Source organism: Candidatus Rhabdochlamydia porcellionis (assembly GCF_015356815.2).
Taxonomy (GTDB): Bacteria; Chlamydiota; Chlamydiia; order Chlamydiales; family Rhabdochlamydiaceae; genus Rhabdochlamydia; species Rhabdochlamydia porcellionis.
In genome coordinates this window covers 1,375,992-1,402,693 of the sequence record NZ_CP075585.1, presented here as the reverse complement: position 1 = coordinate 1,402,693, position 26,702 = coordinate 1,375,992, and the positions used below count along the sequence as shown (strand labels likewise).

The 26,702-nt window shown below is 36.3% G+C and carries 21 protein-coding genes and 1 riboswitch; of the genes, 14 read left to right on the top strand and 7 right to left on the bottom strand.

Translation table 11 applies throughout. From position 1 onward, the window contains the following. Positions 1 to 10: 10 nt before the first annotated feature. Entirely contained in the window at positions 11 to 1,414 is a 1,404-nt protein-coding gene (gene lpdA, locus RHAB15C_RS06630; protein WP_194845125.1) for a dihydrolipoyl dehydrogenase, read from the bottom strand. Between the two features lie 220 nt (positions 1,415 to 1,634). Between lpdA and RHAB15C_RS06625 the strand changes: the two genes are divergently transcribed. After that, on the top strand, positions 1,635 to 2,183 hold the full coding sequence (locus RHAB15C_RS06625) for a hypothetical protein (RefSeq protein WP_220716040.1): 549 nt from the start codon (positions 1,635 to 1,637) through the stop codon (positions 2,181 to 2,183). Here RHAB15C_RS06625 and secA read toward each other — a convergent pair. Beyond that, complete coding sequence (gene secA, locus RHAB15C_RS06620) at positions 2,176 to 5,106, bottom strand: preprotein translocase subunit SecA (protein WP_194845127.1); 2,931 nt, start codon at positions 5,104 to 5,106, stop codon at positions 2,176 to 2,178. The genes RHAB15C_RS06625 and secA overlap by 8 nt on opposite strands. Before the next feature lie 172 nt (positions 5,107 to 5,278). Here secA and RHAB15C_RS06615 point away from each other — a divergent pair, with 172 nt between their 5' ends. Continuing rightward, positions 5,279 to 6,190, top strand: a complete 912-nt coding sequence (locus RHAB15C_RS06615; protein ID WP_194845128.1) for a phosphatidylserine decarboxylase — start codon at positions 5,279 to 5,281, stop codon at positions 6,188 to 6,190. On the opposite strand, the gene nth is transcribed toward RHAB15C_RS06615, so the two are convergent. After that, positions 6,163 to 6,792 (bottom strand): endonuclease III, encoded by a 630-nt coding sequence (gene nth, locus RHAB15C_RS06610; protein ID WP_194845129.1) that lies wholly within the window; start codon positions 6,790 to 6,792, stop codon positions 6,163 to 6,165. The two genes, RHAB15C_RS06615 and nth, sit on opposite strands and share 28 nt — an antisense overlap. Further along, positions 6,789 to 8,129 (bottom strand): tRNA uridine-5-carboxymethylaminomethyl(34) synthesis GTPase MnmE, encoded by a 1,341-nt coding sequence (mnmE, locus tag RHAB15C_RS06605; RefSeq protein ID WP_246587554.1) that lies wholly within the window; start codon positions 8,127 to 8,129, stop codon positions 6,789 to 6,791. Before mnmE ends, nth begins: the two co-directional genes overlap by 4 nt. A 226-nt stretch (positions 8,130 to 8,355) precedes the next feature. Between mnmE and RHAB15C_RS06600 the strand changes: the two genes are divergently transcribed. Both RHAB15C_RS06600 and RHAB15C_RS06595 read left to right on the top strand, forming a co-directional pair. Next, positions 8,356 to 10,029: a ShlB/FhaC/HecB family hemolysin secretion/activation protein gene (locus tag RHAB15C_RS06600; RefSeq protein WP_194845131.1), complete on the top strand. Its 1,674-nt coding sequence runs from the start codon at positions 8,356 to 8,358 to the stop codon at positions 10,027 to 10,029. Positions 10,030 to 10,037: 8 nt separating this feature from the next. Continuing rightward, a complete protein-coding gene (locus RHAB15C_RS06595; protein ID WP_194845132.1) occupies positions 10,038 to 13,199 on the top strand; it encodes a two-partner secretion domain-containing protein in 3,162 nt (1,053 codons plus the stop codon). Here RHAB15C_RS06595 and ruvA read toward each other — a convergent pair whose 3' ends face one another. Both ruvA and ruvC read right to left on the bottom strand, forming a co-directional pair. Next, the gene (gene ruvA / locus RHAB15C_RS06590; RefSeq protein ID WP_194845133.1) at positions 13,200 to 13,772 is read right to left on the bottom strand and encodes a Holliday junction branch migration protein RuvA; all 573 of its coding nucleotides are present in this window, start codon (positions 13,770 to 13,772) and stop codon (positions 13,200 to 13,202) included. Further along, positions 13,765 to 14,280 carry a crossover junction endodeoxyribonuclease RuvC gene (ruvC, locus tag RHAB15C_RS06585; protein WP_194845134.1) on the bottom strand — a complete coding sequence of 172 codons (516 nt, stop codon included), beginning with the start codon at positions 14,278 to 14,280 and terminating at the stop codon, positions 13,765 to 13,767. The genes ruvA and ruvC overlap by 8 nt, the downstream gene beginning before the upstream one ends. Before the next feature lie 265 nt (positions 14,281 to 14,545). Between ruvC and waaF the strand changes: the two genes are divergently transcribed. The 8 genes from waaF to RHAB15C_RS06545 all read left to right on the top strand — a co-directional run bounded on the left by waaF (position 14,546) and on the right by RHAB15C_RS06545 (position 23,402). Then, the gene (gene waaF, locus RHAB15C_RS06580) at positions 14,546 to 15,586 is read left to right on the top strand and encodes a lipopolysaccharide heptosyltransferase II (protein ID WP_246587552.1); all 1,041 of its coding nucleotides are present in this window, start codon (positions 14,546 to 14,548) and stop codon (positions 15,584 to 15,586) included. 12 nt (positions 15,587 to 15,598) lie between these two features. After that, positions 15,599 to 16,510, top strand: a complete 912-nt coding sequence (locus RHAB15C_RS06575; protein ID WP_194845136.1) for a glycosyltransferase family 9 protein — start codon at positions 15,599 to 15,601, stop codon at positions 16,508 to 16,510. Positions 16,511 to 16,512: 2 nt separating this feature from the next. Then, positions 16,513 to 17,688 carry a UTP--glucose-1-phosphate uridylyltransferase gene (locus tag RHAB15C_RS06570; RefSeq protein WP_194845137.1) on the top strand — a complete coding sequence of 392 codons (1,176 nt, stop codon included), beginning with the start codon at positions 16,513 to 16,515 and terminating at the stop codon, positions 17,686 to 17,688. A gap of 84 nt (positions 17,689 to 17,772) precedes the next feature. Continuing rightward, positions 17,773 to 18,771 (top strand): NAD(P)H-dependent glycerol-3-phosphate dehydrogenase, encoded by a 999-nt coding sequence (locus RHAB15C_RS06565; protein ID WP_194845138.1) that lies wholly within the window; start codon positions 17,773 to 17,775, stop codon positions 18,769 to 18,771. Beyond that, positions 18,771 to 20,267 carry an NAD(P)H-hydrate dehydratase gene (locus tag RHAB15C_RS06560; protein WP_194845139.1) on the top strand — a complete coding sequence of 499 codons (1,497 nt, stop codon included), beginning with the start codon at positions 18,771 to 18,773 and terminating at the stop codon, positions 20,265 to 20,267. Before RHAB15C_RS06565 ends, RHAB15C_RS06560 begins: the two co-directional genes overlap by 1 nt. 150 nt (positions 20,268 to 20,417) lie before the next feature. Further along, complete coding sequence (locus RHAB15C_RS06555) at positions 20,418 to 21,158, top strand: ABC transporter ATP-binding protein (RefSeq protein ID WP_194845140.1); 741 nt, start codon at positions 20,418 to 20,420, stop codon at positions 21,156 to 21,158. Between the two features lie 9 nt (positions 21,159 to 21,167). Further along, a complete protein-coding gene (locus RHAB15C_RS06550; protein WP_194845141.1) occupies positions 21,168 to 21,974 on the top strand; it encodes an ABC transporter permease in 807 nt (268 codons plus the stop codon). A gap of 73 nt (positions 21,975 to 22,047) precedes the next feature. Further along, a riboswitch (TPP riboswitch) is annotated at positions 22,048 to 22,150 on the top strand. After that, positions 22,140 to 23,402, top strand: a complete 1,263-nt coding sequence (locus tag RHAB15C_RS06545; RefSeq protein WP_194845142.1) for an MFS transporter — start codon at positions 22,140 to 22,142, stop codon at positions 23,400 to 23,402. Its footprint overlaps the riboswitch before it by 11 nt. Here RHAB15C_RS06545 and RHAB15C_RS06540 read toward each other — a convergent pair. After that, positions 23,374 to 24,327: an NAD-dependent epimerase/dehydratase family protein gene (locus RHAB15C_RS06540; protein WP_194845143.1), complete on the bottom strand. Its 954-nt coding sequence runs from the start codon at positions 24,325 to 24,327 to the stop codon at positions 23,374 to 23,376. The two genes, RHAB15C_RS06545 and RHAB15C_RS06540, sit on opposite strands and share 29 nt — an antisense overlap. A 376-nt stretch (positions 24,328 to 24,703) precedes the next feature. On the opposite strand from RHAB15C_RS06540, the gene RHAB15C_RS06535 reads away from it, so the two are divergent. Both RHAB15C_RS06535 and RHAB15C_RS06530 read left to right on the top strand, forming a co-directional pair. Further along, positions 24,704 to 25,672, top strand: coding sequence for a UDP-glucuronic acid decarboxylase family protein (locus tag RHAB15C_RS06535; RefSeq protein ID WP_194845144.1), 969 nt, complete (start codon positions 24,704 to 24,706; stop codon positions 25,670 to 25,672). Positions 25,673 to 25,796: 124 nt separating this feature from the next. Then, on the top strand, positions 25,797 to 26,702 hold the full coding sequence (locus tag RHAB15C_RS06530) for a methyltransferase domain-containing protein (RefSeq protein WP_194845145.1): 906 nt from the start codon (positions 25,797 to 25,799) through the stop codon (positions 26,700 to 26,702).

Sequence of the window (26,702 nt, the reverse complement as noted above, 5' to 3'; positions counted from 1 at the left end):
TTATTTTGACTCACGATTTTCTCTTTGGAGGAAAGTGAAGAGGTGTTTCATTTGCTAATAAAGCAGCTTCATGCCAAGCCTCTGGTAGAGTAGGATGAGCATGAATAGTGTCAATAATACAATCAAGGGTTAACTCTTGTGCAATTGCTAAACTCATTTCAGCAATTAAGGTTGATGCCTCACTTCCTACAACTTGGGCTCCCAAAATTTGATCAGTGGATTTATCTACGATGATTTGAGCAAATCCATCCGTTTCTGCAGAGGCAATCGCTTTACCAAGTGCTTGAAAAGGGAAATTACCAATAATAGGGGAAAAACCTGCTTTTTCAGCTTCTTCGAATGTCATACCTACCATAGCAATCTCTGGGTTAGTAAAAATAACTGCTGGAATTGCATTATAGTACATTTCAACAGCTTTGCCTAGAATAGTATCTGCAGCTATTATCCCTTGGTGAGAGGCTACATGAGCTAAAAGGTTTTTACCTGTTACATCACCAATAGCATAAATTCCATCTAGATTGGTTTGCATTTTTTCATTTACTACGATAGCTCCTTTTTGATCAAGAACCACTCCTATCTTTTCTAATCCTAGTCCATTAGATACCAGTTTTCGTCCTATTGCAATGAGTGCTTTATCACAAAATAACTCTTTACCTCCTTCTAAACGGATGCGTAAACCAGATTCTTGTTTGTCGATCCCTATTACTGTCACATTGGTTTGTATCTCAATACCTTTTTTATAAAAAGCACGTGTTAGGGCTTCAGAAACGCTTTTTCCTTGATTGGTTACAATAGAAGGGAGAGCTTCTAAGATAGTCACTTTTACTTTTAAATCTGTAAATAAAGAAGCAAATTCACAGCCAATATATCCTCCTCCTACAATAACCAAAGTTTTGGGTAGCTCAGTTAGTTCTAAAATAGAAGTAGAATTATAAACCAGTTGGTGATCGCATGGGAGTGAAGGGATATCCAAAGGTTCAGAGCCAGTTGCAATAATGATTTGTTCTGCTTCAATCCTACAAACTTCTTTACCTGTAATTTTGAGTTCTTTGGGGGATATAAACTCTGCTTGTCCATATAGGATTGTAATCTGATTAGATTGCAATAATCCCTGCAATCCTTTACGTATTTTTTCCACAACGCGATCTTTATCTTGTTTTATTTTTGGATAATTGGGACAAATAGCATCTTTTTTTAAACCCAATTTCTCAGCATTAGCTGTTACTTTGTGTGAAAGATTTGCATCAGATAGGAGGGTTTTTGTAGGAATACAACCAACATTCAAGCAAGTTCCTCCAAGAAATTGTTTTTCTATAAGGCATACTTTTTTGCCTCCTTGTGTGAGCTTAATAGCAGCTACATATCCTCCAGGTCCTGCACCGATAATTGCAATATCATATTTTTTTTGATTCATGAAAGCTCTCTTTGTGATTGCTAATATGTTAAAACGCTCAAAAATATGATGCAATGGCAAATCTAAAAATACTGCTCTTAATTCTTTTTATTCAAAATTAATTTGAACCAAATTGATTGATAATTAGATATATCTGATTAGAAAAAGAAAAAAGCTAGAAATTTTGTCTTATGTGTGTGAAAATGAAGTTAGAATATTTTATATTAAGCTTGATCATTTTATGACGGATAAAGAGCGACAAAAAATGTGTAGTAGCTGTGATGGACGTATTCCTGTCGAAGCTCTGCATTGTCCCTATTGTGCAACAGAACAAAGTAGCAACGCTTTTGAAAAAAATTATTTGCAACAAAAAGCTCTTCAAGATAGCCTGCTCTCTTTTTATCCACCTCCTTATTCGCTAAGAAAAAATCATCCTGTTAAGCAAGATGAACAAAAAATAAACGAACAAAAGAGCGCCACAGTTTTGCTTAAAACCTCTAAAGAGGAACCTGTTTTGGAAAAAAAATTTGTTTCTGCATCTAGCAGTAGTGTTTTTCCTAAAATAGAGGAAAAAACAGAGAAAGAATATCAAGAGGATAAGAATAGTTTTTGGCCTATTTTACTATTATCAATTGCCGCTAATTTATTCATCGTTGGAATATTGCAGTTGCTTTTTTCTGATGAGGGTTATTTACGGCTAGAATGGAATAGCCATTATTGGTTTTTTTATTGTCTAGCTTCTCTTCCGCTATTTTTTTTAGGGTATAAAAAAGTACATCACTTTAAATAGGCTTTACTCTCTTAGAAGGATTTATTTGAGATAAATCAATGAGAGATGATCTTTTATTTATTACACTGGGTTCTATAAAATTCTCTGGCATAACCATAGTAAATTTAAACAAAGCATGTGCGATTTCTTGTTTGATTTCTAAACTTAAACGATCAAATAAAGCAAAAGCTTCGTGTTTAAATTCCATTAAAGGATCTTTCTGACCCACTGCGCGTAAATGCACTTCAGAACGCAAATGATCTATGTGCAATAAATGCTCTTGCCAGAGGCGATCGATGATACGAATCAATAATCCACGTACAACTTGGCATAAAACTTTTTCAGCAGAATCTAAATCAGCAGAGGCAAACAAGGATTGTGTTTGCTGAATTTTTTGAGATTCATGCTCAATTTTTTGTTCAAATGCCTCAAGTATTTTCTGTGTAGCTAATTGTTCAATATCTTCTAATTGCAAATAATCGTCGTCGAATTCTTTAGGGTCAAATGTTAAAGGAAAGTGGGTGTGTAGCCATTGTGTATATCCTTGCGGATCCCATCCGTCTTCTCTATTGCGGGAAGAGAAAAACCGATGACACATTTGTATGCAAATACTTTCTAAAATTTCACGTGCAAGAGAAAGAGAATTATCGATATGCAGTACTTCATTACGGAAAGAATAGATCTCTTCTCGTTGCTTATTCATCACATCATCGTATTCTAAGGTATGCTTGCGCATAGTGTAATTGCGTTGTTCTACACGTTTTTGAGCGGTTTCAATGGATTTGTTTAATACTTTTGCAGTAATTGCTTCTCCTTCGGGGGGACGGAATCTTTGTAAAAAAATAGTGATTCTAGGAGAGGTAAATAGTCGCATTAAAGAATCTTCAAAAGAAACATAGAATTTAGAGCTGCCAGGATCACCTTGACGTGCTCCTCTTCCTCTTAGCTGTCTATCAATGCGTCTAGACTGATGGCGAGTGGTTGCAACGACATATAACCCACCGCTCTCTGCTACATCTTCTTTTAGCTTAATATCTGTTCCTCTACCAGCCATATTTGTTGCAACTGTAATAGCTCCTTTTGAGCCTGCTTCTGCAATAATCTCTGCTTCTCTAGCATGGTTCTTTGCATTGAGAATGGTGTGTTCTAATTGATGTTGTTTCAAAATACGAGAGAGCTTTTCCGAAGCTTCTACAGATTCCGTTCCAATTAAAATAGGACGAGACTGTGAATGAACCGATTGAATATCTTTTACAAGTGCCTGATACTTTTCTCGCTCGGTCATGTAAATTTCATCATCGTAATCTTTGCGGATACAAGGATGGTGGGTGGGGATGGCTAATACATCTAATTGATAAATTTCTTTGAACTCATTGGCTTCTGTCATTGCGGTACCAGTCATACCTGCAAGTTTCGCATATAATCTAAAATAATTTTGTAAAGTAACAGTTGCATAGGTTTGTGTTTCTCCTTGAATAGCAACGCCTTCTTTAGCTTCGATTGCTTGATGTAGCCCGTCTGCAAATCGTCTGCCTGGCTGGGGACGACCCGTATTTTCGTCAATGATCACAATTTTTTGGTTTTCAATGATGTAATCAACATCATTTTCCATTAGTAAGTGAGCTCGTAGGAGTTGCCTTAAATTATGAGAGCGTTCTTTACGACGTGCATCTTCTTCTCTTAGTAGAATTTTTTGATTGCGCTTTTCTTGCTCATCCCACTCAGGATGTTGATCAATATTAGCATATTCATGACCTAAGTCTAACATGATAAAGTCATCCGAAGAGAGTTGATTTCTCGAACCTTCAACCCATTGTTGAATTCCTTTATCGGTTAATTCAAACTCATTGGCACGTTCATCAACAATAATTAAAAGCTCTGCTAGGGCCTCATGGCGTTCTTCTTTATTGGGCTCAGCGTAGAAATAAGTATCCCACTTTTCAATTTCGGCTCTTAACCTAGGGTTTTCACGAAGTTTTTTAAGGGTTCTATTTTGAGGCATTCCTTTGCTAACAAGCCATAGATTTCGAAAAGCTTTTTCACACTCGGTTTCTTGGGTTTTTGATATTTTAAGCTTTTCTGTTTCTTCTTCAATAAGATTACATTTTTCTAAAACTTTACGTGCTTCTAAAGCTAAATGATTACAGGAATCTCTTTGATTCTTTACCAGTATATGCACATCATCTTTTAAATCATCGTACATTTGCCGTGAATGACTAGTAGGGCCTGAAATAATAAGAGGGGTCCTGGCTTCATCAATTAAAATGGAATCGATTTCATCGACAATAGCAAAGAAATATCCTCTCTGTACTTGATCTTCTTTTGATTGTGCCATTGAGTTGTCACGTAAATAGTCAAAACCAAATTCAGAAGCTGTTCCATAAACAATATCTGCAGCGTATATTTGATTACGGATGTGATGAGGAGTATTGCCTGTTAATGCTGTTACATTTAATCCCAGCCATCTAAAAATCGTACCAATCCATTGACAATCTCTTTCTGCTAGATAATCATTTACTGTCACTAGATGTACTGGTTTGCCTGTACAAGCGTTTAAATATAGAGGCAGAGATGCTGTTAGTGTTTTCCCTTCTCCGGTTTGCATTTCTGCTATAGCACCGTGATGCATAGCAATACCAGCTAAAATTTGTACATCATAGGGAATCATATCCCATTTTTGATCATAACCGGATACGTGGATATCTGTTCCACATAAACGACGACAGGTGTTTTTGACAACTGCATAAGCTTCTGGAAGAAGGTCTTCTAGTGTTTCTCCTTTTAAATAACGTGTCTTAAATTCAGCTGTTTTTTGACGCACTTCTTCATCGGAGAGTTCTTGAAAATTCTTTTCTAGTCGATTAACTTCTACAACTATTTTTTGGTATCTCTTTAATAAACGGTTTTGAGATGTGCCAAAAATTTTTTTAAAAATGCTCAGCATCTTGGTTTTCCTAGTCTTAAATTACCTATTGAGGCTAGGATATTAGAGGTTTTCTTGCAAGACTCTAGGTTAATGTTCTTTATTAAATTATTTTTTATAGTTAACTTTAAGCTTTTATTTTCTGCGATAAAAACACGGAAACTTTTTTTACAATCTTTTCTTTAAAGGAAGCATGCCTGAAATTATTTATTTAGATCGTCTGACTAAGAAAAAAAAACAAGAAAAGGTATATGGTAAATTTTTTATAGATCTTTTATATAAAGATACTTTTTTATCACGTATACTTTCTTTCTTTATCTTGCCGTTAATCGCTAAACTTTCTTTTTTCTCTAGGTTGTATGGGTTTTTTCAAAAAAGTTCTATCAGTCGTTGTAAAATTATTCCTTTTATCAAAAAATTTGAGGTCGATACTTCTGAATTTTTAGAACCTGTGAGTCATTTCCACTCTTTTAATGATTTTTTTATTCGCCGATTAAAGCCTGAAGCAAGGCCTATTAATCAAGAAGAAAGCAGGGCTATTTTACCAACGGATGCACGATATTTAGTTTTTCCAGACATAAGGGAATTTCCTCATTTTTTTGTTAAAGGAGAAAAGTTTTCTTTAAAAGAGCTGCTTAAAAATGAAGAATTAGTGGATAAATATAAAACTGGGTCGATGGTTATTGCGAGGCTTTGTCCTGTTGATTACCATAGGTTTCATTTCCCTTGTAGGGCAACTCCTGGAAAGCCTCGATTGATTAATGGGGCGCTTTTTTCTGTAAATCCAGTGGCCCTTAAACGCAATATAAAAATTCTAAGTGAAAATAAAAGAATGATTACGATGCTTGCCACTACATATTTTGGAAATGTATTATATCTAGAGGTAGGGGCAACCCACGTGGGAAGTATTCATCAAACATTTCTAGCTGATAAGATGTATGAAAAAGGAGATGAAAAAGGATATTTTTCTTTTGGAGGATCTTGTCTGATTTTATTATTTGAACCTAATCGGATTTATTTTGATCAGGACCTACTAAAGAGCAGTGCTCAAAGTCAAGAAGTGCGTGGATTAATGGGTCAATCACTAGGCTCATCGATCCATTGACAGATGGGACACATCTCTTTTTTATGACCGCGAGCAGGGCAGTACTCTCTTGCAAAATAGATTATTTGCAAGTGAAGTTTATTCCAGTTTTTTTTAGGGAAAAGGCGTTTAAGATCTTTTTCTGTTTCTTCCACGTTTTTCCCTCGACTTAAAAACCACCTTTTTGCGCAGCGATGAATATGTGTGTCCACAGGGAAAGCGGGTTTGCCAAATCCTTGTGATATGACAACCGATGCAGTTTTATGCCCTACGCCAGGGAGCTTTTTTAAAATCAATAAAGAGTTTGGAACTCTACCTTTATATTGCTTAACAAGGATTTTAGAGAGATTCCAAATAGATTTTGCTTTTATATTGCTTAAGCCGCATGGTTTAATGATACTGGCAATTTCTTCTATGCTTAAGGCAAGCATTTGTTGAGGAGTGGAGGCTTTTGCAAATAAAGCAGGGGTTACTTGATTTACTTTTCTATCGGTATTTTGTGCAGATAAGACTACCGCGATCAATAAAGTATAAGGATCTTGGTGTTGCAAGGGAATTGCAGGATCGGGGAATAAATGGTGTAAAATATCTTGAATGCGTTGTGCGCGTGTTTTTTTGTTCATTTCCCCACACAAAACTTGGAGAAGATAGCAGTTAAGATATCTTCTGTTATATCATGGCCGATAATTTCTCCTAGTTCTTGTAAACAGATTTTTAGATCAAAAGAGAGAAACTCAGGAGATACGTTAGTATGAAGGCCATCGATGACTCTTTTAAGCGAAATAGCAGCATTTAGCAAATTTTTTTCATGACGAATGTTGGTAATAAGTACTTCTTCTTTAGAAGGAGGTGCTTTTTGCCAAATCATTTGAGAAATTTTTTGCTTGAGCGCTTCGATACCTGTTTGGTTTTTAGCAGAGATAAGCAAGCTATTCTCTCTATCAGGTAGAATAGATGCAATATCACTTTTATTCCATACAAGTAAGGTTTTTTTAGCATCCACAATAGATAGTAGCTGGTTTGCATGAGGACAAAGAGGCAAAGAAGCATCTAAGAGTAACAAAACAAGATCAGCTTTTTGCATGGCTTCTTTAGAGCGACGGATTCCTTCTTGTTCAATGATCTCTTTTGTTTCTCGAATTCCTGCTGTATCAATTAAACGAAAATGCAAATTTCCTATAAGAAGCTCTTCTTCTAAGGTATCGCGTGTAGTTCCAGCAATAGAAGTAACAATGGCACGCTCTTTACCTAATAAAACATTCATCAAAGACGATTTTCCTGCATTGGGCGGTCCTATTAAACATAAAGTGGGCCCAAACTGTAGCAATTTTCCTTCTTGAAAGGTAGCTGCTAAATAGCAAATTTGTTTTCTTAAGTTTTCTAATTGAGTAATTACGTTTTCGATACTTGCAAATTCTAAGTCTTCTTCAGGGAAGTCAACCCAGGCTTCTAACATGGCTGCAATATCGACCAGCTGCTTTTGAAAGAAAAAGATACGGGAAGAAAGCTGTCCTTGTAGCTGTTGTTCAGCTGCATGTAGAGCAAGGTCGTTTTTAGCTGCAATGAGATTTTGTACGGCTTCTGCTTGTACAAGATCTATTTTTCCGTGTATAAAAGCGCGAAAAGTAAATTCACCAGGACCTGCCGCTCTAGCACCTGCTTCTAAAATGGTTTCTAATACTCTACGTGAAATTAAAGATCCCCCATGACAGTGGATCTCTACAACATCCTCTCCTGTATAAGACTTGGGAGCGCGCATGACGAGTGCTAAAACTTCGTCGATAATTACTCGATCTATATTTACAATCTTACCTAAATGAGCAGTATGTGAGGAATAAGAGTGAATAGGACCTGAGAAAACCTTGGCTACAATTTCTATCGATTGTTTGCCAGCTACGCGGATAACCGCAACCCCTCCCTCTCCTGGGGCAGTAGCAATGGCAGCAATAGTTTGATCCATTTGATGATACGTGTACATAATAAAAACAAAATAATAAAGTATCTTCTTAGAAATTACAAGGTGTAATTTCTAAGACTATCCTTCTATAAAAAGTATTTTTTTTGTAAATTATATTTTGAAAAAAAAGACCTTTTCTTAAATAATCTAAAATATGATCTATCTATTTTCTATTTTTCTACTGAGTTATCCTTTTTTGATTTTTGCAGACAAGGTAACTTCAAAGCCAATGATCTTGGATTCTTTACCTCAGCAGGTAGGAAATTCTGATTTTAATCTAGTCAAAGAAAACTTTTCTATGGAAGAAGAATTGCTTCAATTTGAACACACCTCTAATCAAGAAGGATTGGAAAAGAAACAAGTCTGCATTAAAGCTATTGTTCTTGTTTCTCATAGAGATCAAGTACATAGATCTGCTCGTTTGCTTAAGCCAGATATCGAGGGAGTACAAATTAAACTCAATTCTTCTGAATGCTTAGATGATCTTGTAAATTCTTTGTCTATTTATCTACGGCAGCCTCTTGATAAAGAAATTCTTTGCGAGATTGAACAGACGATTTTTTCTTATTATTACGGAATACACTATCCCTTTGTCTTAATCGAATTTCCTAAACAAGATGTCACCAATGGAATATTGCATGTTGTAGTTTGTGAAAGTACGCTTGGAGAAATATGCGTAGAGTCTAATGCAGGCTATGCAGTAAATAAAATCATGGACTATATACGTTTATGTCCAGGAGAGAGAATTAATGAATCTATCTTATTCAACGATGTGGCTTGGCTCAATCGCAATCCCTTTCGTCAGATAGACATTGTTTATCAACCAGGTCATGAAGAGGGTACAACAAATATTTTATTACAGGCAAATGCTAGACGAAGGTTTAGATTATACGGTGGAGTAGACAACACTGGTGTCAAAACTATTCAAAGAGAGCGTTTTTTTACTGGTTTTAATCTAACTAATTACCAGCAGATGCTCACTTATCAATATACTTCCTCTTTTAATACAAGACGTTTTCAGGCTCATACTTTGCAATACACGCTTCCTTGTGCTTGGCGTAATGTACTAAATGTTTATGGAGGTTATGCAAAAGTGCGTCCTAATCTTTCATTGCCTGTTACGCGTAATGACGGCTGGAGTATGCAGGCGAGTTTGCGCTATGTAATTCCTTTTAAAACCTATTCGCATCTAACTCATGAAATGAGTTTAGGAGGGGACTTTAAACGAACAAATAACACGGTAGAATTTTCGGATAACTCACCAGTAATTGCAAGTAATGTTAACCTAACCCAGGTTACGCTTGAATATAAAGGAGCCTATTCCAGTAACTGCAATCGGATTGATTATCAAATCCAGGGGTTTTGTTCCCCTGGCAAATGGCTTGCAGACCAGACCGATGCTTTGTATTCTCAACTGCGTCCCAATGCTAAAAATCATTGGATCTATGGGCGTTTAAATTGCACCGCTTCTCAAAAACTACCTAAAAATTTTTACATTTCTGTAGGGTTTAGTGGACAGTTATCCAATCAGAACCTGCTTCCCAGCGAGCAATTTTATATTGGAGGATTTGATACTGTACGAGGTTATGATGAAAGAGAACTCAATACCGATACAGGGCTTTTTGTTCGCACTGAACTATATGCCCCTGCTTTTCGTTTTTTTGCTAGATGCTATGATAAATTAGAATTACTCGCATTTTTCGATTATGGTTATGCAAATAACCACACACCCATTCCTCCTGAAGGTAAAAGTAGTCACTTAATGTCTGTTGGACCTGGCTTAAGATATGCTTTTTCAACCTATCTCGCTGTTCGTTTAGATTACGGTATTCAGCTTTATCATAAAAATTTTTTTGGATCAAATCACCAAAGAGTGCATTTTGGGGTAATAGCTAGCTATTAAGAGGCAACATGAAAAAAATAGTTCTTAGTCTTTTTCTCTATTCGATTACGGTGTATGCAGCGCCAGAAGGATTTAAGCTCATTTCCGGCCAAGCTACTTCTCCTCAAATAGATGCACAAGGGCAAATATATATTCAAAGCACACAAGACTCCATTGTGCATTGGGACAACTTTTCCTTAAATCCTCAAGAAGTTCTGATTTTCCACCAGGCACAAGAGACATCCACTATTCTTAATCGCGTAGTAGGTTCTGATCCCAGTGAGATTTTAGGTAGGCTCCAATCCAATGGGATCATTTATCTCATTAACCAAAACGGCATACTCATCGGTCCTGATGGGGTGGTTGAAGCAGCGGGGTTTCTAGCTTCGACACTAGATGTTTTTGCTCAAGATTTTAATACTTTGGAATTTTTTAGCGAAAATCCAGGATCTATCATCAATTTAGGTAAGATTTCCTGTCCTGTGGGACAAGTTACTCTCCTAGCGCAAAGTATAGAAAACCAAGGAGAGATAAAGGGTTCCTTGCAAGCAATAGCTTGTACAAAAGCTACCCTACAGATAGCTAACCAAAGAGTGTTTATTCAAACAAATCAGGAGATAGATACTCCAGATAATCTCCAATCCTTTAGCGACTCTATTCAGAGAAATCCCTACGCTCATGCCATAAAGCACAGCGGAAGAATCCAAGCCAATGCTCTAGGTATAGAAAACGGTCGCGTTTATTTATTAGCTCAAGAAGGAACAACAGACATTACCGGTAGTGTAGAAGGAGCCGATATTCAGTTATTAGGCAAAGAAGTTCTTCTTAAAGAGCAAGCCGTTATAGATGCCTCTTCTGATACCCAAGGAGGAATAGCACTCATAGGAGGGAGTTATAAAGGTCAAGATGCAGATATTCCCTTAGCGCAACATGTGTTCATTGATAGTGAAGTACAAATCCACGCTGATGCTAGACAAACAGGAGATGGAGGAGAGATCATTATTTGGTCGGAAGAAAACACAGAATTCTTAGGATCCCTTTCTGCCAAAGGAGGAGGTCTATCAGGAGATGGAGGATTTGTTGAAGTATCTGGAAAAAAAGACGTAACTTTTAATGGTAGAGTAGATTTAACAGCTGCAAACGGCAAAACGGGAAATTTACTCGTAGATCCAGATAATATTATTATTGTGGCGGGAGGAGCGGATCCTGCTACAGGACAAATTTTTAGTACAACAGGTACTGCTAATATTAGTGGAGTGAACATAAGTATGGCGCTTATGACAGCAAATCTAACTCTGCAAGCTAATCAAGATATAACCATTGGAGATGACCTTAGCACTGCAACTACAAATAGTTTAACCCTACAAGCTGGAAGGAGCATTCTCAATTCTGAAGGTACATTTCAGATCCTATTAAACGGCGGAAACTTTACTGCTATATTCAATGACAATGGGGCAGCTAGTTCTGCAGAGGCAGCATCGTTTATAGCTAGTGGTACAACGATTCGCTTAACTAATGGCAACGTTGCTATTCGGCAAGGGAATTTAAATAATTTCTTTCAAGGGGAAATCCTTTTTGATGGTGTTACTCTTGATGCTGGAACTGGTTCTGTAGAGTTGACTATGGATCCTAATAATAACGGAGATGGAATTAACATAAGAAATTCTACTGTTACTGCAGGGAATATTACTTTAAACGGAATAGGGTCAGTTGGGATTAATTGTAATCAATCTTCAATAGATGCTGCTAGTATACATGCAGTAGGTACAGCAAAAGCAAACAACCAATCAGGGATTAATCTAGTAAGTTCTACTTGGTCTGCAAGTACTGGAGACATTGCCTTAAATGGTCAAGCAGTAGATAGTAGTGGGCAAGGAATTTCTCTTTCTCATACAGGAGAATTAAGTGTCTCTACTACAAATGGTTCTATTTCTCTTCATTCTATTAGAGGGTCCATACAAGCAGATGGCGCTTTTGTTGCATGTGGAGGGTCTGGAGTACTGACAGTAAACTCTCAACAAGATTGTTCTTTATTAAGCAATCAAGGTTCGTGCTTAATATCTGTTGATAGTGGGGTGGCCGATTTTTCCATTGGCCGTGATTTAACACTTGCTTCTACAGGTACGTCTACAGATGTTGGAATAGGAAGCAAAAATCTCAATCTTACAGGGGGTTCTCTGCAATTTATCGTAGGAAGAAATGTCTCTCTTCTTACAACCGAGCAAGGCTCTGCTTGTTTCATTGGATTTGGAGATGATGAGGCTTCTGCTAATGTGACAGGGGATATCCTTTTTCAGCATGTAGGTGGAGATTTTACTTTGCAAGGAGCTAGTAATAATGAAGGGACTGCTAAAGGATTTGCACAAATTGGACATCGTACACCCTCAGGAGAATCAACTGACTCAAGCACTTTAAATGGAAATATTTCCCTTCTTGTCGATGGATCTATTTCTCTTATTGGAGGTAGTGCAAGTGAAAGTAGTTATGCACAACTTGGTCATGGGGGTTTAGGGTCTTTTACTACAACAGGGCAACTAACCGCTATTGCGGGAAGGAATATCATTATGCAATCTAGCACAGGGCCTGCTAATATTATCAATGAAGGAGGGGATATTACCCTTGTTACGGATAATGTTTTCCCTACTGCTCCTTTAATGGGACCTGGGTTTTTTAGTATGGATGCTAATCCGTCTGCTAGTAGTGGACAGCTGCGTTCTACTACTGGGCTGGTGCGTATTTATACCGCTGTTCGCGATCAAAACCAAATCAATAATTCGATCAATGGTTCGTCTTTTGTACCAGGAGAAGCTTTTGAAAATACAGATGAAGAAGTATGGTCTACTTACTATCCAGATGAAAGTGGAGGAGAACCGTTTATGGTTTATTACGGACAAGGCAATTTAGGAAGACCGTTTACGATGTATTACAAAGATGGGGCACAAAATGGGGGAGGAGGAAACGGAGGAGGAGGAAACGGAGGAGGAAACGGAGAAGGAGGTTGTGACGGAGAAGGGGCTTTTGCATTTAGTGTAGCTAATGCAGAGCTCTTTACTATATTACAGAACTTTCTAGTAAACCCTCCTATTTATCAGGCAAAACTAGATTATTTTGCCCAAAGAGAACTCCTATGTTTTGATCCCTACCGTAGAGTGTTACGTTATAGAGTCAAACAGAAAAATCTCACTAGATAATTAAATGTGTTTAAGAGCTGCTGTGATCAATTGTCCAAGGTCGGGCTCTTCTTTTAATTGATCAAGAACTGTTTTGATAGCTTTTTGAGCTTGAATAGAAGGGTAGCCTAAATGGATCAGTGCGCTTAGAGCATCGCTTTGTATTTGATTATTGCTTTGTGAAATAGGTAGGCTTAAGGGTTTTATTTTATCGCGTAGTTCGATGATTAGTCTTTCTGCTGTTTTTTTGCCAATACCTGGTGTTTTGGAAAGAACTTGGATATTACCTTGTAATATGGCCGCATGAAGGTTTGGTAGGTCAAGATGTCCCATTAAACAAAGAGCTATTTTAGGACCTACTCCAGAAATAGTGATGAGAAGTTCAAAAAAATCTCTTTCTAAACGTGTTGAAAATCCAAATAGCTGATGAGAATCTTCTCGAATAATAGGAGCAATATAAAGAGTGATTAAACTGCCTTTCTGAGGTAGTTGTATACGAATAGGGACAAAAATCCGATATCCTATGCCATGGACTTCCACAGTAACTTTTAAAGGGTTCGATTCTATAAGGGTTGCTTTAAGATAATCAAGCATGAGATTTATATTTTACGTTAAAATGTAAGGTATTTGCATGGCAGATAGCAAGTGCTAAAGCATCTGAAGCATCTTCTGGTTCAGGAATGGAGGATAATTGTAGAATGAGTTGTACCATTTTTTGCACTTGATTCTTGCTTGCAGATCCATTCCCAACAACAGCTAGCTTCGCTTTTTTTGGCGCGTATTCAAATACAGGGATGTTTTGGCGAGCAGCTGTAATGATAGCCATACTGCGTGCCATAGCAACTTTGAATGCGCTTTTTACATTCTTATCTACAAATTGCGTCTCAATAGAAACTGCGTCCGGCTTGTAAGATTTTAATAACTTTTCAAAGCTATTGAATAAAACTAAATAGCAGTGATTGCTATCTGTATGGAAGGGAGGGGTAATCACCCCAAAGTCTAAAGGTTCTAGACGAGGATGCTCTACTTTAATGATCCCATAACCAGATTTCTTGGTTCCTGGATCAATCCCTAAAATGACTAAAGAGGGTTTTTTATACATATCTTTAACTATAGAAGTAAAATCCTTTTTTTCTCTATGCTAAATCAATATGGATAGTCAATGCTGTATTTAGCAGAATGATTTTAAAGAGTAATTGATGCGGTTTTACTTAGTACCACAAACAAGAACCCCATTATAGTTCCTCGGAAAGACCCCTAAGAAACTTAGCTCATTTAGGCGATGTGATGTGATTGCAGCACTGCTATTAAAACGAATTGTTTTGTGAGTTTTTACTGATTATTATTATTATGAGTGCATGAAATCAATGAAACGCATAGAACCTAAAAATATCATCATACGTATGCCTAATTGGATAGGGGATTTTGTCATGGCAACTCCTATTCTTTCTGATATGCGCAGAGCTTTTCCAAAAGCTTCGATTACAGCGATGTGTCGTATAGGGGTTTGTCAGTTATTAGAGATGGATCCCGATATCGATGAGATATTTTGCTTTAGCAAATCTAGTGGATTTAACCGTCGAGATAGGCATCGAGATCTTATAGAAAAAATACGTCAGGGGAAATATGATTTGGGCATTTTATTAACCAATTCATTTTCTTCTTCCTGGTGGTTTTACCAAGGACACATATCTTATCGGATAGGATACAGGGGCAATTTTAGAAGTTTTTTATTAACTCATCCTGTTAATCGTCCATCACAATTGAGAAAACAACATCTCGTTAAGACATATAAAATGCTATTGTCTGCATTAGGGATTCCTGTTTCAAAAACAGAACCCCGACTATATCTTGCTGGTCGAGAAATACAAGCAGCAAAAGAGCTAGTTAAGCGGCAAGGAGTGCAAGAGAGTGATATCTTAATCGGTATAAATCCAGCTGCTGCATATGGTTCAGCTAAGTGCTGGATGCCCGAAAGATTTACGAAGGTGGCTCATAAGCTATTACAAAACGAAAAAATTCATCTTGTATTTTTTGGAGATCAAGAGAGTGAATCTCTTGTTAAAGGCATTTGCCGGACTCTGCCAGAAAGAGCTATAAATTTGGCTGGATTAACCTCTCTAAGAGAATTGGCTGGCCTAATTTCTCTGTGTAGAGTTTTTCTTTCTAATGATAGTGGGCCTATGCATATTGCTGATGCATTACAGGTACCTGTTGTTGCATTATTCGGCTCTACTAATGAGATAGTAACTGGTCCTTTTTCTCAAGGTAGAGTCATCCATAAACACGTCGTATGTTCTCCTTGTTATAAGCGTACTTGTCCTATCGATTTTCGCTGTATGAGAGCCATTGAAGTAGAAGAAGTTTATCAACAAGTTGTACAGGCGTTGTTTAACCAACCCTCTTAAAAATTTTAAAGAATGCTTGATACATTACTATATACATTTAAAATTTCCTATTTTGATCGTTTATTAAAAAATGCAGCAAAGAGAAAAAGCAAGCATTTTTTGATTTGTTGGAATCGAGGATTAGGAGATATTCCTCTGGGTCTTTATGCTTTGATATACCGAATTCGTGAATTCATACCTGATGTTAAAATTACTTTTCTTACACGGTCTGATCTTCTTTTAGGGTTTAGTTTATTAAATCAAATAGAAGTGCTTGTAGATCCTTCTTGGAAAAGAGGGAAGCCCTTTAATCTTAAAAGCTCTTTAGCTTGCCTGCAAAAAAGCGAGGAGTCATTTGACGTAATTATAGAACATCCAGACCCTACGCGTTGGTTAAAGTGGCAACTGGGAAGAATCACTCCAAAGTTGAATTGGTTAGAAAAATACGATGTCTTATGTGAGCAATTTAGATTGAATCCTACGCAAAAATACATAGCGATTCACATTCAGACAGAAACAAAATACAAGTATGAGAAAAATTGGCCTGTTATTTATTGGAAAGAGTGCCTATATCAACTATTTTCTGAATTAAAATTAACCCCTATCTTATTTGGGCTCTCTAAAGAAATGCCGTTTTTACAAGAAGGAGTTATTGATTTAAGAGGAGAAACCACTTTATTAGAGATGCTCTCTGTTATTAAGAATCGTTGTTGCTATCTACTTACTCCAGATTCAGGAGTGCTTTCTATGACGTATTATTTAAATAGTCCCTTTAAATTGAATGTGATATCTTTATGGGCAGATCCTAGGCAAGGAGTATTGAAACAGCAAGTGCAGTCTCCCAATCCATTGCTGCAGCATATTCCACTCATTGCAAAGCACAAAGATATTTGTAATATTTCAGTTAAACAAGTCCTAAAAACCCTTGGTGAACTTCAGAAATAAGTATGCTAAAACAGTTTTTATCCCAACATTTTCATTCCTTAGATCAAGCTCATCTCTTATATGGTTTAGAAACACTAGGTAGTGATCAGATAGAAGTGTTTTGGCAGCAAGCACAACGCTTAAGTCCTTCTCTTTTAATGCAGCAGAGAAAGTTGCTTAGTATTGATAAAAAACCCATTGTATCCACGCCTTTAAAAAACCCTGGCTTGCTAGGATCAAAAAGCTACAAACGATTAGGTTGTGAACTTATCAACGGAGGAAAAGTAGGTTGTATTATATTAGCTGGAGGGGATGGGTCTCGTTTGAACTGGAAGGGTCCCAAAGGCACATTTCCCATCTGTAAGAAAAGTTTATTTCAAAGGCTTTGTGAAAGAATTCAAAAAAAGCAGTCGCTAGGGCAGTATCTGCAAGTCGCGATTATGACGTCTTTATCTAATCATGTGGAAACGGAAAACTTTTTTAAAAAAAATCATTTTTTTGGATTGAAGAGTTCTCAAGTACAATTTTTTTCACAAGAAAGCCTTCCCTTTTTAGATGAAAAAGGCAATTGGTGCTTAGAAGCGTCTGGTAAAATAGCAGAAGGTCCCAATGGCAATGGCGACGTATTAGATTGTTTTTTTACAAGCAAAATTGCAGATTTATGGCGAAATTTGCAGATAGAATATATTCATGTGATCCCCATAGACAATCCTTTAACAGATCCCTTAGATCCGGAGCTCACAGGCTATACAGTAGAGTCTGGTTTGAGTGTGGCTTTAAAAGTTGTAGAAAGAGAATCTTCTCGAGAGAATATGGGAGTTGTAGCACAGAAAAAAAGAGGTATTTCAATTATAGAATATTCAGAAATCTCTCCAGAGAAATATAAAGAGTTTCTTTTTTGTAATGTAAATATATTTTGCTTTTGTTTATCTGATTTACAAAACCTTTATCGTCATATAAAATTGCCTTTACATTTAGCTAGAAAAAAAACGAATTTGTTTTCCTTTAATCAAACCAAACAAACCTCTTGCTTTATTTGGAAATATGAAAAATTTCTCTTTGATGTATTAGAGCACTTACCTCGCAGCTCTGCCCTTCTTTATCCGCGTTGCCTTACATATGCACCTTTAAAAGAATTAAGTGATTTAGAAAACGCCAAGAAAGCATTGATTGCTTATGAGAGAAATGATTTAGAATAGGTTATATAATATATGTACTTTATTTTCTCATTAAAATAAATAGATAGTACGGGATTATTCAAAAAAAGAAAAAAAAGGATCTGAATGAAAATTGGCTATTTAGGCGCAGGGACATGGGGCTTTTGTTTAGCAGCTTTGCTTGCATCAAAAGGTCATAAAGTCATTTTATGGACAACAAAACCAGAATTTGCCAAGTTGTTATCAGAAAAAAGAGAACATCCTAAGCTACTTCGTTTTAAGGCAAGCGATAATCTTAGCTTTACTTCTAATTTATCAGAGGCTATTGAAGAGGCTGAATATATTGTTGAATCGGTTACTTCAAAAGGAATACGCCCTGTTTTTGAACAAGTGCTGGAAAAAGGAAAAGTACATTGTCCTGTTATTGTTACTTCTAAGGGAATTGAGCAAAATACCGGTTTGTTATTGCATGAAGTTGTGCTAGAGGTTTTAGGGGAAAAGATGCGGGATAAGATTGCTTGTTTAAGCGGTCCAAGTCATGCAGAAGAAATTATTCAAAAATTGCCTACTTCGATTGTGTGCGCAGCTTATCATGTTCCTTTGATGCATCAGGTTGTTGATTTGTTTATGACCTCTTATTTTCGAATCTACCCTAATGTAGATATAAATGGAGTAGCTTTTGGTGGAGCGATGAAAAACATCATTGCTATTGCTTGTGGTATTTCAGATGGGTTGGGATTTGGAGATAATACCAAATCTGCTTTAATGACAAGAGGCTTGCATGAAATTCGAAAGCTCTCTGTTACCAAGAAATGTAATCCAGAAACTTTAAATGGTTTATCTGGATTGGGAGATCTCTGTGTTACATGTTTGTCCAAGCTTAGTCGTAATTATATGTTTGGAAGGTTAATTGCAGACGGGTTAACAAGAGAGCAAGCTCAAGAAAAAATCAACATGGTAGTTGAAGGGGCTTATACATGTATTTCCGCACTGCAATTAGCAGCAAAAGAAAATATTCCTGTTCCTATTACAGCTGCTATCTGCTCTATACTCTATGAACAATTAGATCCACGAGACGCGGTAAAATCTCTTTTGCAAAGAGCTATTAAGGAAGAGCACTTATAATGGAATTAGATGGGATAAAAGTTGTTACAGCTCAAGAGATGAAGGATATAGAAAGTAGAGCTTTCCAAAGAGGTTATTCAGAACTAGAATTTATGCAACAGGCAGGGATTTCTGTTGCAATGGAAGTAGAAAAATTTATTCAAGAAAAGAAATTAAATAAAGAAGTGTTGCTTTTTGCAGGTAGAGGAAATAACGCAGGAGATGGTTTTGCTGCAGGCGCAGTCTTAATAGAAAAAGGATACTCTGTTATAGCTTATCCTATTTACCGAATAGAGCAATTTAGTTCTTTATGTCGGAATATGTATGAAAATTTTTGCTCTCAAGGAGGAAAAGTAGAGTCCTCTTTGGAAAAAATACAAGAGAGGATGAACCATGCAGGCCTTATTCTAGATGCTCTTGTAGGAACTGGAATGAAAAAGAGTGCAGATCACGCGCTAGCTTCTGCCATTGAAACAGCTAATCGCTCAAATCTTCCTATTCTTTCCGTTGATATTCCCTCAGGTTTAAATGGTACTACAGGTGAGGTTGGATCGATAGCCATACATGCGACTAAAACAATCTATTTAGAATTAGCGAAAACAGGATTTTTTCTACGAGATGGATGGGATCATATAGGAGAAATTGTTCGAGGTCGTTTTGGCCTTCCAGAAGATAAAATGAAAGCTTCTGCGCATTTGCTCAACTTGTCCTCTCTCAAATTACCTCCTATTCAACGTTCTTGGCATAAATATCAAAAAGGATATGTTGTAGCTGTTGCAGGTTCTAAAGAAATGACAGGAGCTGCTGTTTTAGCAAGCTATGGAGCTTTGAGATCAGGTGCGGGGATTGTACGTGTATTTTCCCCAGATAAGATTACAGTTCCTTGTGAGATTATTCATCAAGCTTTAGATAATAAGAATTTTGACACATTAGACCAAGAAATCGCTCGAGCTAAAGCTGTATTAGTGGGCCCAGGTCTTGGGCGTATAAAAAAAACGGATATAATTGTTCAGCATCTTCTTAAGTTCAATAAACCACTAGTCATCGATGCAGATGCTTTATTTTCTTTAGCCAAACATCCTTCTTGGAAAATCCCTTCTTCTTGTATTTTAACTCCTCATAAACAGGAAATGAAAAGATTACTCAGGTTAGATACAAAACAAGAAATAGACTGGTTATCTTTATGTCAAAATTATGTAGATGAAAAACAAACAACCCTTGTTCTAAAAGGTGCTCCTACTTTTATCTTTGCTTCAGGTCTCTTGCCTTTGATCATCACTCAAGGAGATCCAGCCCTTGCAACAGCTGGAAGCGGAGATGTACTAACAGGAGTCATTGCAGCTCTTCTCTGCCATCGATTAGCTCCTCGTTATGCGGCTGCTTTAGGTTGCTTTATTCATGCAATAGCAGGAGAAAAAGCAGCTGAAGATTTGACTTCATATGGTGTTATAGCATCAGATCTTTTAGAGTATTTGCCAAAAGCTCTCTCTGCAATGAAAAAAACAGCCTATTCATAAAGTCCTTATTTTTGTGCTTTAGAAAAATAACTCCTGATCTTCTTGTTAAAATATCTGATAAAGGGATAATATTTTAATTAAAACACATATTTTTATGTTTAAGAAACAGGAAAAATTCTGTTAAAAACTCTCTAAAAAGAATTTATAATAGTGCCTATTTTACAAATTATAGATATAAAGAAACACTATCTTGTCAAAAACAGAGTTAAAGAGGTTCTAAAAGGGATCTCACTAGACCTTTTCTCAGGAGAAGTCGTTTCTTTATTAGGGTTGAATGGGTCTGGCAAAACCACTCTTTTATCAATATTAGTTACACTTTTGGCTCCCTCTTCGGGACAGATTTTTTGGAAAGGAGCAAGTATTTATAAAAAGCTCTTTTCTTACCGAGGAAGCGTTGGCTTTTCTCCTCAGAAACCTAACCTTGATCCTATTTTGACTTTGGAACAAAATCTATTGTTTGCAGGTCGCTACTTCAACCTAAATAAGCAGAGAATTCAAGATAGAAAAGAGAAGTTAATTAAGCAGTTTGAATTAGAGAGCGTGATGCATTTACCATTGCATCTTCTTTCCATAGGTTATAAGCAGCGTTTCTTATTAGCCAGAACACTCATACATGATCCTTCAATTATCATTTTAGACGAACCAACTGTTGGTTTAGATCCTTGTATCAGAAATCAAATACAAAAGGTGATTCTTTCTTTAAAAGAAGAGGGTAAAACAATTATTCTAGCAACGCATTACTTGGAGGAAGCTGAAGCTTTATCTGACAGAATCATCGTTATCAATAATGGGGTGATAAAACAGATCGATACACCAAAAAAAATAAGGGAAGGAGCAAATTTAGAAAAGCTCTTTTTGCATTTGATCAAACCCATGCCCATTTTTCCATAGAGGTTTTATATGCGGATTTCTGCAGATCATTTTTTTACAAAAGAAATCATAGGGTTATTTTTACAGCTCGTTCGAAAAGAAATGTTAATTTTTTGGGGAGAGCTAAAGATCAAATGGATTCAAGGCTGTACTTCACTAATAACTATGTTTATTGTTTTTAACTATCTCATGCCTCAAATGGGAATCCAGGCAGACTATTGCCTCTTCATAGTTATTGGTATAACCGCCACATTGGGTTTTTACGAAATGGTAGGACGAATAACTGCTTTTGTTTCAGATCTCAATACAGATAAGGTGATTTCTTATCTGCTTATTCTACCTATTCCTCCCTTCTTAGGGATCAATTCTATTGCCATAGGATGGAGTTGTTGCGGAATCTGTCTTACTGCTTTGTTATTTCCAATCGTAAAACTCTTAATGTTATCGCAATGGGATTTAACGTTTGTTTCTCCTTGGAAATTTTTTGCAATGCTAATCACCATGAATATTTTTTATGGATATTTTGCGCTCTGGCTTAGCTGTTTTATTAAACAAATTAAGAATACTGGTTGGCTTTGGATCATGATTATTAATCCTCTCTATATGCTTGGATGCTACTATTGTCCTTGGAGAACAATCTATAGAATAGCGCCCTTGATGGGGTGGATTGGCCTTTTAAATCCCATGACTTATGTCATGGAAGGGGCTCGTGCATCAACTATAGGACAAAGTGATTTTCTTTCCTTTTGGGTTTGTCTATCGGCATTATGGATTTTCATACCTTTTCTCTCTTGGGACTCTTATAGGAGATTAAAAAAAAGATTAGATTTTATTTAATATCTATATTTTCGATTTTAATCGTATAAATTGTTTTAGTTTTACTGAAATTCATTACTCATATAAAATAACCGCTGATCACCGGGGGTGCTTAACGGCTGAGATAAGCTTATTGCTTAAACCCTTTAAATCTGATCTGGATTATACCAGCGTAGAGAGAGTGTTATGCGATCATCAAAATGTAGTATTCTTGCAGGTTTTTTTGGGAATTTTTTAGAGCATTATGACTGTGCTCTTTTTTCTTTGTTAGCTCCTTTCTTAGCTCCTTTATTTTTTGATCAGAAAGATCCTGTTATCTCTCTGATTTTGACTTATGCTATATTGCCATTGGGTTTTCTTTCTCGCCTTATTGGTTCTGTATTTTTTGGCCGGTTAGGCGATCACTTAGGTCGTAAAAAGGCATTATGTAGTTCTCTTACCGGTCTATCTATTACAACGGTATTAATGGGTTTTTTGCCAACCTATGCTCAAGTAGGTACGATAGCTCCTCTAGGCCTTCTTCTAGCACGCTTATTACAAGGCTTCTTTGCAGGAGGGGAAACAGTGGGTGGAGCTATTTTCGTGCTAGAGCAAACAGAAAATAGAAAAAAAAATTGGATGAGTGGTCTCTATGATGCAAGCTCTGTTTTAGGGATGCTAACGGCTTCTTTTATGCTTTTTCTTTATAGTTATTTTGCTCAAGAGATCAATTGGCGTTGTTTATTTTGGGCAGGAGCGCTCACTGCCATTGTTGCTTTGATTTTAAGAACTACAAGCAAAGAAGAAATAAAGTTTAAAGTGAAAAAAGAAAGAAATTTTAGCATTTTTCTGCAACATAAACGTATATTTATAACTGTTGCTTTAGCCGCAGGGTTTTCTTCTAGTATATATTGTCTAGCATTTACTTTGGCCAGTGGGTATATCCCTTTGGTTACTTCGATTACGAAAAGTCAAATTATCAAAATCAATACATATCTTTTGTTTTTTGATATGTGTATCCTTCCGTTATTTGGTTATTTAGCAACAAAGATAGGTAAGGAAAAACAAATGCTTATAGGAGCACTTGGTACTGCCATTATAGCTATTCCTTGCTTTTATTGTTTTTCTGTTTCCTCTATCTTAATGGTTACTATTGGGCGTGTATTATTGGTTATTGTAGGTGTTGTATTTTCTGCAACATATCACGTTTGGGCACAAGATTTAGTTAAACAAGAGCATCGCTATAGAATTTTATGCACCGCTCATGTAGCAGGTTCGCAAATTATCGGTACTTCTACAGCTTTTATTTCTCTTTGGTTATATAAAGCATCTGGTTGGATTGCAGCTCCAGCTCTATATGTGATTTGTATAGCGTTATTAGCTGCTTGGGCGGTTTTTACAAGTACGCGTACATATAAGAAGAAAGGTTATCAAGCGCTAATTAGCCATACTGTTTTTGATACCACTTGATAAAGCAAAAGAGGCCTTCTTTTAGATCAACTTTGGGATCAAAGTTGAGAACTCTTTTGCTTTTTGATACATCTGCATAGGTAATATGTACATCTCCTGGGGGGGTAGGAAGAAATTCAATAAGAGCTTTTTTCTCTAAGAGAGTTTCAAGACAAGAGATAAGTTCTGATACACTATAGGGTTTATGATGTCCGAGATTAAAAATATCATTGCATCCATTTGATTTTTGTAGAGAAGCTATAACTCCATCAACAATATCATCAACATAGGTAAAATCTCGCATTAATTTACCTTCTCCAAAAACAGGGATTGGTTGATTTTCCAAAATAGCTTTTGTAAAGGAAAAATAGGCCATGTCAGGTCTTCCCCATGGGCCATAAACAGTAAAAAAACGCAAAGCTGTGCAGTGAAGTTCATAGAGCTTGTGATAGGATTCTGCCATAACCTCATTGCATTTTTTTGTAGCTCCGTAAAAACTACTAGGCTGGTCTGTAGACGCTGTTTCACAAAAAGGAGTTTTAGCTGCTTTCCCATATACAGAAGAAGAAGATGCGTAAACTAGCTTAATATTTGGATTCTTTCTTATGATCTCTAGGATCTGGAAGAAGCCGGAGAGATTGCTATGTACATAATTTTCAGGATGAGTGATCGAATGGCGTATCCCTGCTTGTGCAGCTAAATGCACAAAATGAGAAATACTCAATCTTTTAAGATGTAGCTCTATGATTTCCTTATCGTTAAGATCACAATTAAGCACTAAAATACCTAGTTCTTGTAAATAAAAAGCTCTTTGATGTTTCAAAGCAGGATCATAGTAAGAATTAAAGTTATCGCAACCGCTAACATGAAAGCCTAGTTTGTGTAGTTTTTTTGCAAGATGAAACCCAATAAATCCTGCAATACCTGTAATGAAAATTTTATCCATAACTTGACGAAAATGATTATCTTTTTAACATCGATTTCATCAGTTTATCGGAAAATGTGATTTTAAAAACGATTAAGTCTATGATTTTATTATTTTTATGGATTTTTTCTGTTTGCACAAATAGTACTTATCGAGAAAAAGGTGCTCTAAGAGCAAATGCGTCAAGGTAAAAACAAATTATCCAAGACAATAATTTAAGATGTGTAATGGGTTTACCTGAATATAGTATGTTATTAATTATTGGTTAATAACCTTGGGGTTTGCCATTGATGAATCATTACCTAATAAAAGAAAAGGTCCTTTTTTAGAAAAAGCCATTGAATAAAATGTTCATGAAGGATTTCATTATTATTATATTTATCGAATAGAAGATAAAATGGATACAAAAAAACAAATTTTAGTGACAGGTGGTGCCGGGTTTTTAGGTTCACATTTGTGTGAGCGTTTTCTGCAGGAGGGGTATGAGGTTATTTGTGTAGATAATCTTTTTACCGGTTCTCTAAATAACCTACAGGGTTTTATCAATCATGCTTCTTTTACCTTTATGGAAAAAGATATCTGTGAACCTTTTGATCTTAAAGTGGATTATATTTGTAACTTTGCTTGTCCTGCATCACCACCTCACTATCAGAAAGATCCTGTAAAAACAGTGAAGACTAATGTATTAGGTGCTCTTAATATGCTAGATCTAGCCCAGAGTCAAAAAGCTACAATTATACAAGCATCAACAAGTGAAGTATATGGCGATCCTCAGATGCATCCACAACAGGAAAAGTATTGGGGGCATGTAAATCCAATTGGTCTTAGATCTTGTTATGATGAAGGGAAAAGATGTGCAGAGACTCTATGTTTTGATTACCATAGACAATATGGATTACCGATCAAAGTAGTACGTATTTTTAATACTTTTGGGCCTAGGATGCATCCAAATGATGGAAGAGTCATTTCTAATTTCATCGTGCAGGCTCTGCAAAATCTTCCGATTACTCTCTACGGAAATGGGATGCAAACCCGTTCTTTTTGTTATGTAGATGACCTTATTGATGCAATTATTTCTATGATGGAAACACAAGAGCATCAAACAGGGCCTATTAATTTAGGAAATCCTTTGGAATACACTATTCGCGAAATAGCAGAATTAATTATTAAGCTAACAGATTCTCAATCAACGATAACTTGCCGCTCATTACCACAAGATGATCCCAAACAACGCTGTCCTGATATTGATTTAGCCAAGTCACTGTTGAATTGGCAACCAAGAATTTGTCTAGAAGAAGGTCTTCTTAAAACCATCCAATATTTTGATAGAGTCGTACAAACCAATAAAACGCCTTTTTTTTCTTAAAAAGAAATTTATCCTCTGCATTTTTTTTGTTATCAAATATTTATTTTGTTTTTTTTAGAGCTATGTAGTAGCTTTTCTCTATTGAGTTTTTATATTAAAGACAAAGCAAATAGTAGGAGAGCACATGAAAAATTTTCTTAAGACAGAGGCTTTTATAATTATGATCTTAGCAGCTGTATTTATAAAAGAGGTTCGTTTAGATGCAGCAGTAGGACCCTATTATAAAGGACAAGGTCGTTTTCAAACCAATGACCGAGTATTAGAGTTAACAAAAAATCTTCCCTTGAATGGTACTGGATTAGAAATTGCACCTTTTTATCGTCCAACTCTCTTGAGCACCGAATACGATGTTTTCTATACAGATTATACAACAGCCTCCGAGTTAATTAAAAAACATGATCATCTTTCAAATGTTGAAGAGATCGATGAAGAAACCGTTGAAGTAGATTTTATTTGGTATCCAGAAGCTTTACTTATGAATTGCGTTCCTAAAGATTTACGTTTCGATTATGCAATTGCTTCTCATGTCATAGAACATGTGCCTAATGTAATTTCTTGGGTATCTCAAATTCTTAACGTATTAAAGACAGGGGGAATTCTATCTCTGGCTGTTCCAGATAAATATTATACATTTGATTTTTACCGTGCAGAAACAGAAGTAGGCGAATTGATTGATATTTGGATTCGTGATGAGAAAATACCTACCCCTCTTCAGATCTATGATATGTTGAGTTTATCGGTATTTGATTATCCCCGCTCAGAGGGAGGGCTATTGCCTTTTTCTAAGTGTGGAAGACCTTATACAGATCAAGAAGCTCTGGAGTTTGCTCTTTACGCATTTACAACTAATACATACTTGGATATTCATTGTTCAGTGTTTACTCCAGAGAGCTTTATAAAAGTTTTCGAGAAATTGCATGAGTTAGGCATTTTAAATATTTCTCTATCTGAACCAGTTATTGGTGCATCTGAATTTTTTGTTCAAATAACGAAGCTTGGAGATCCTAAATTAAAGCATCCTAAAGATTAA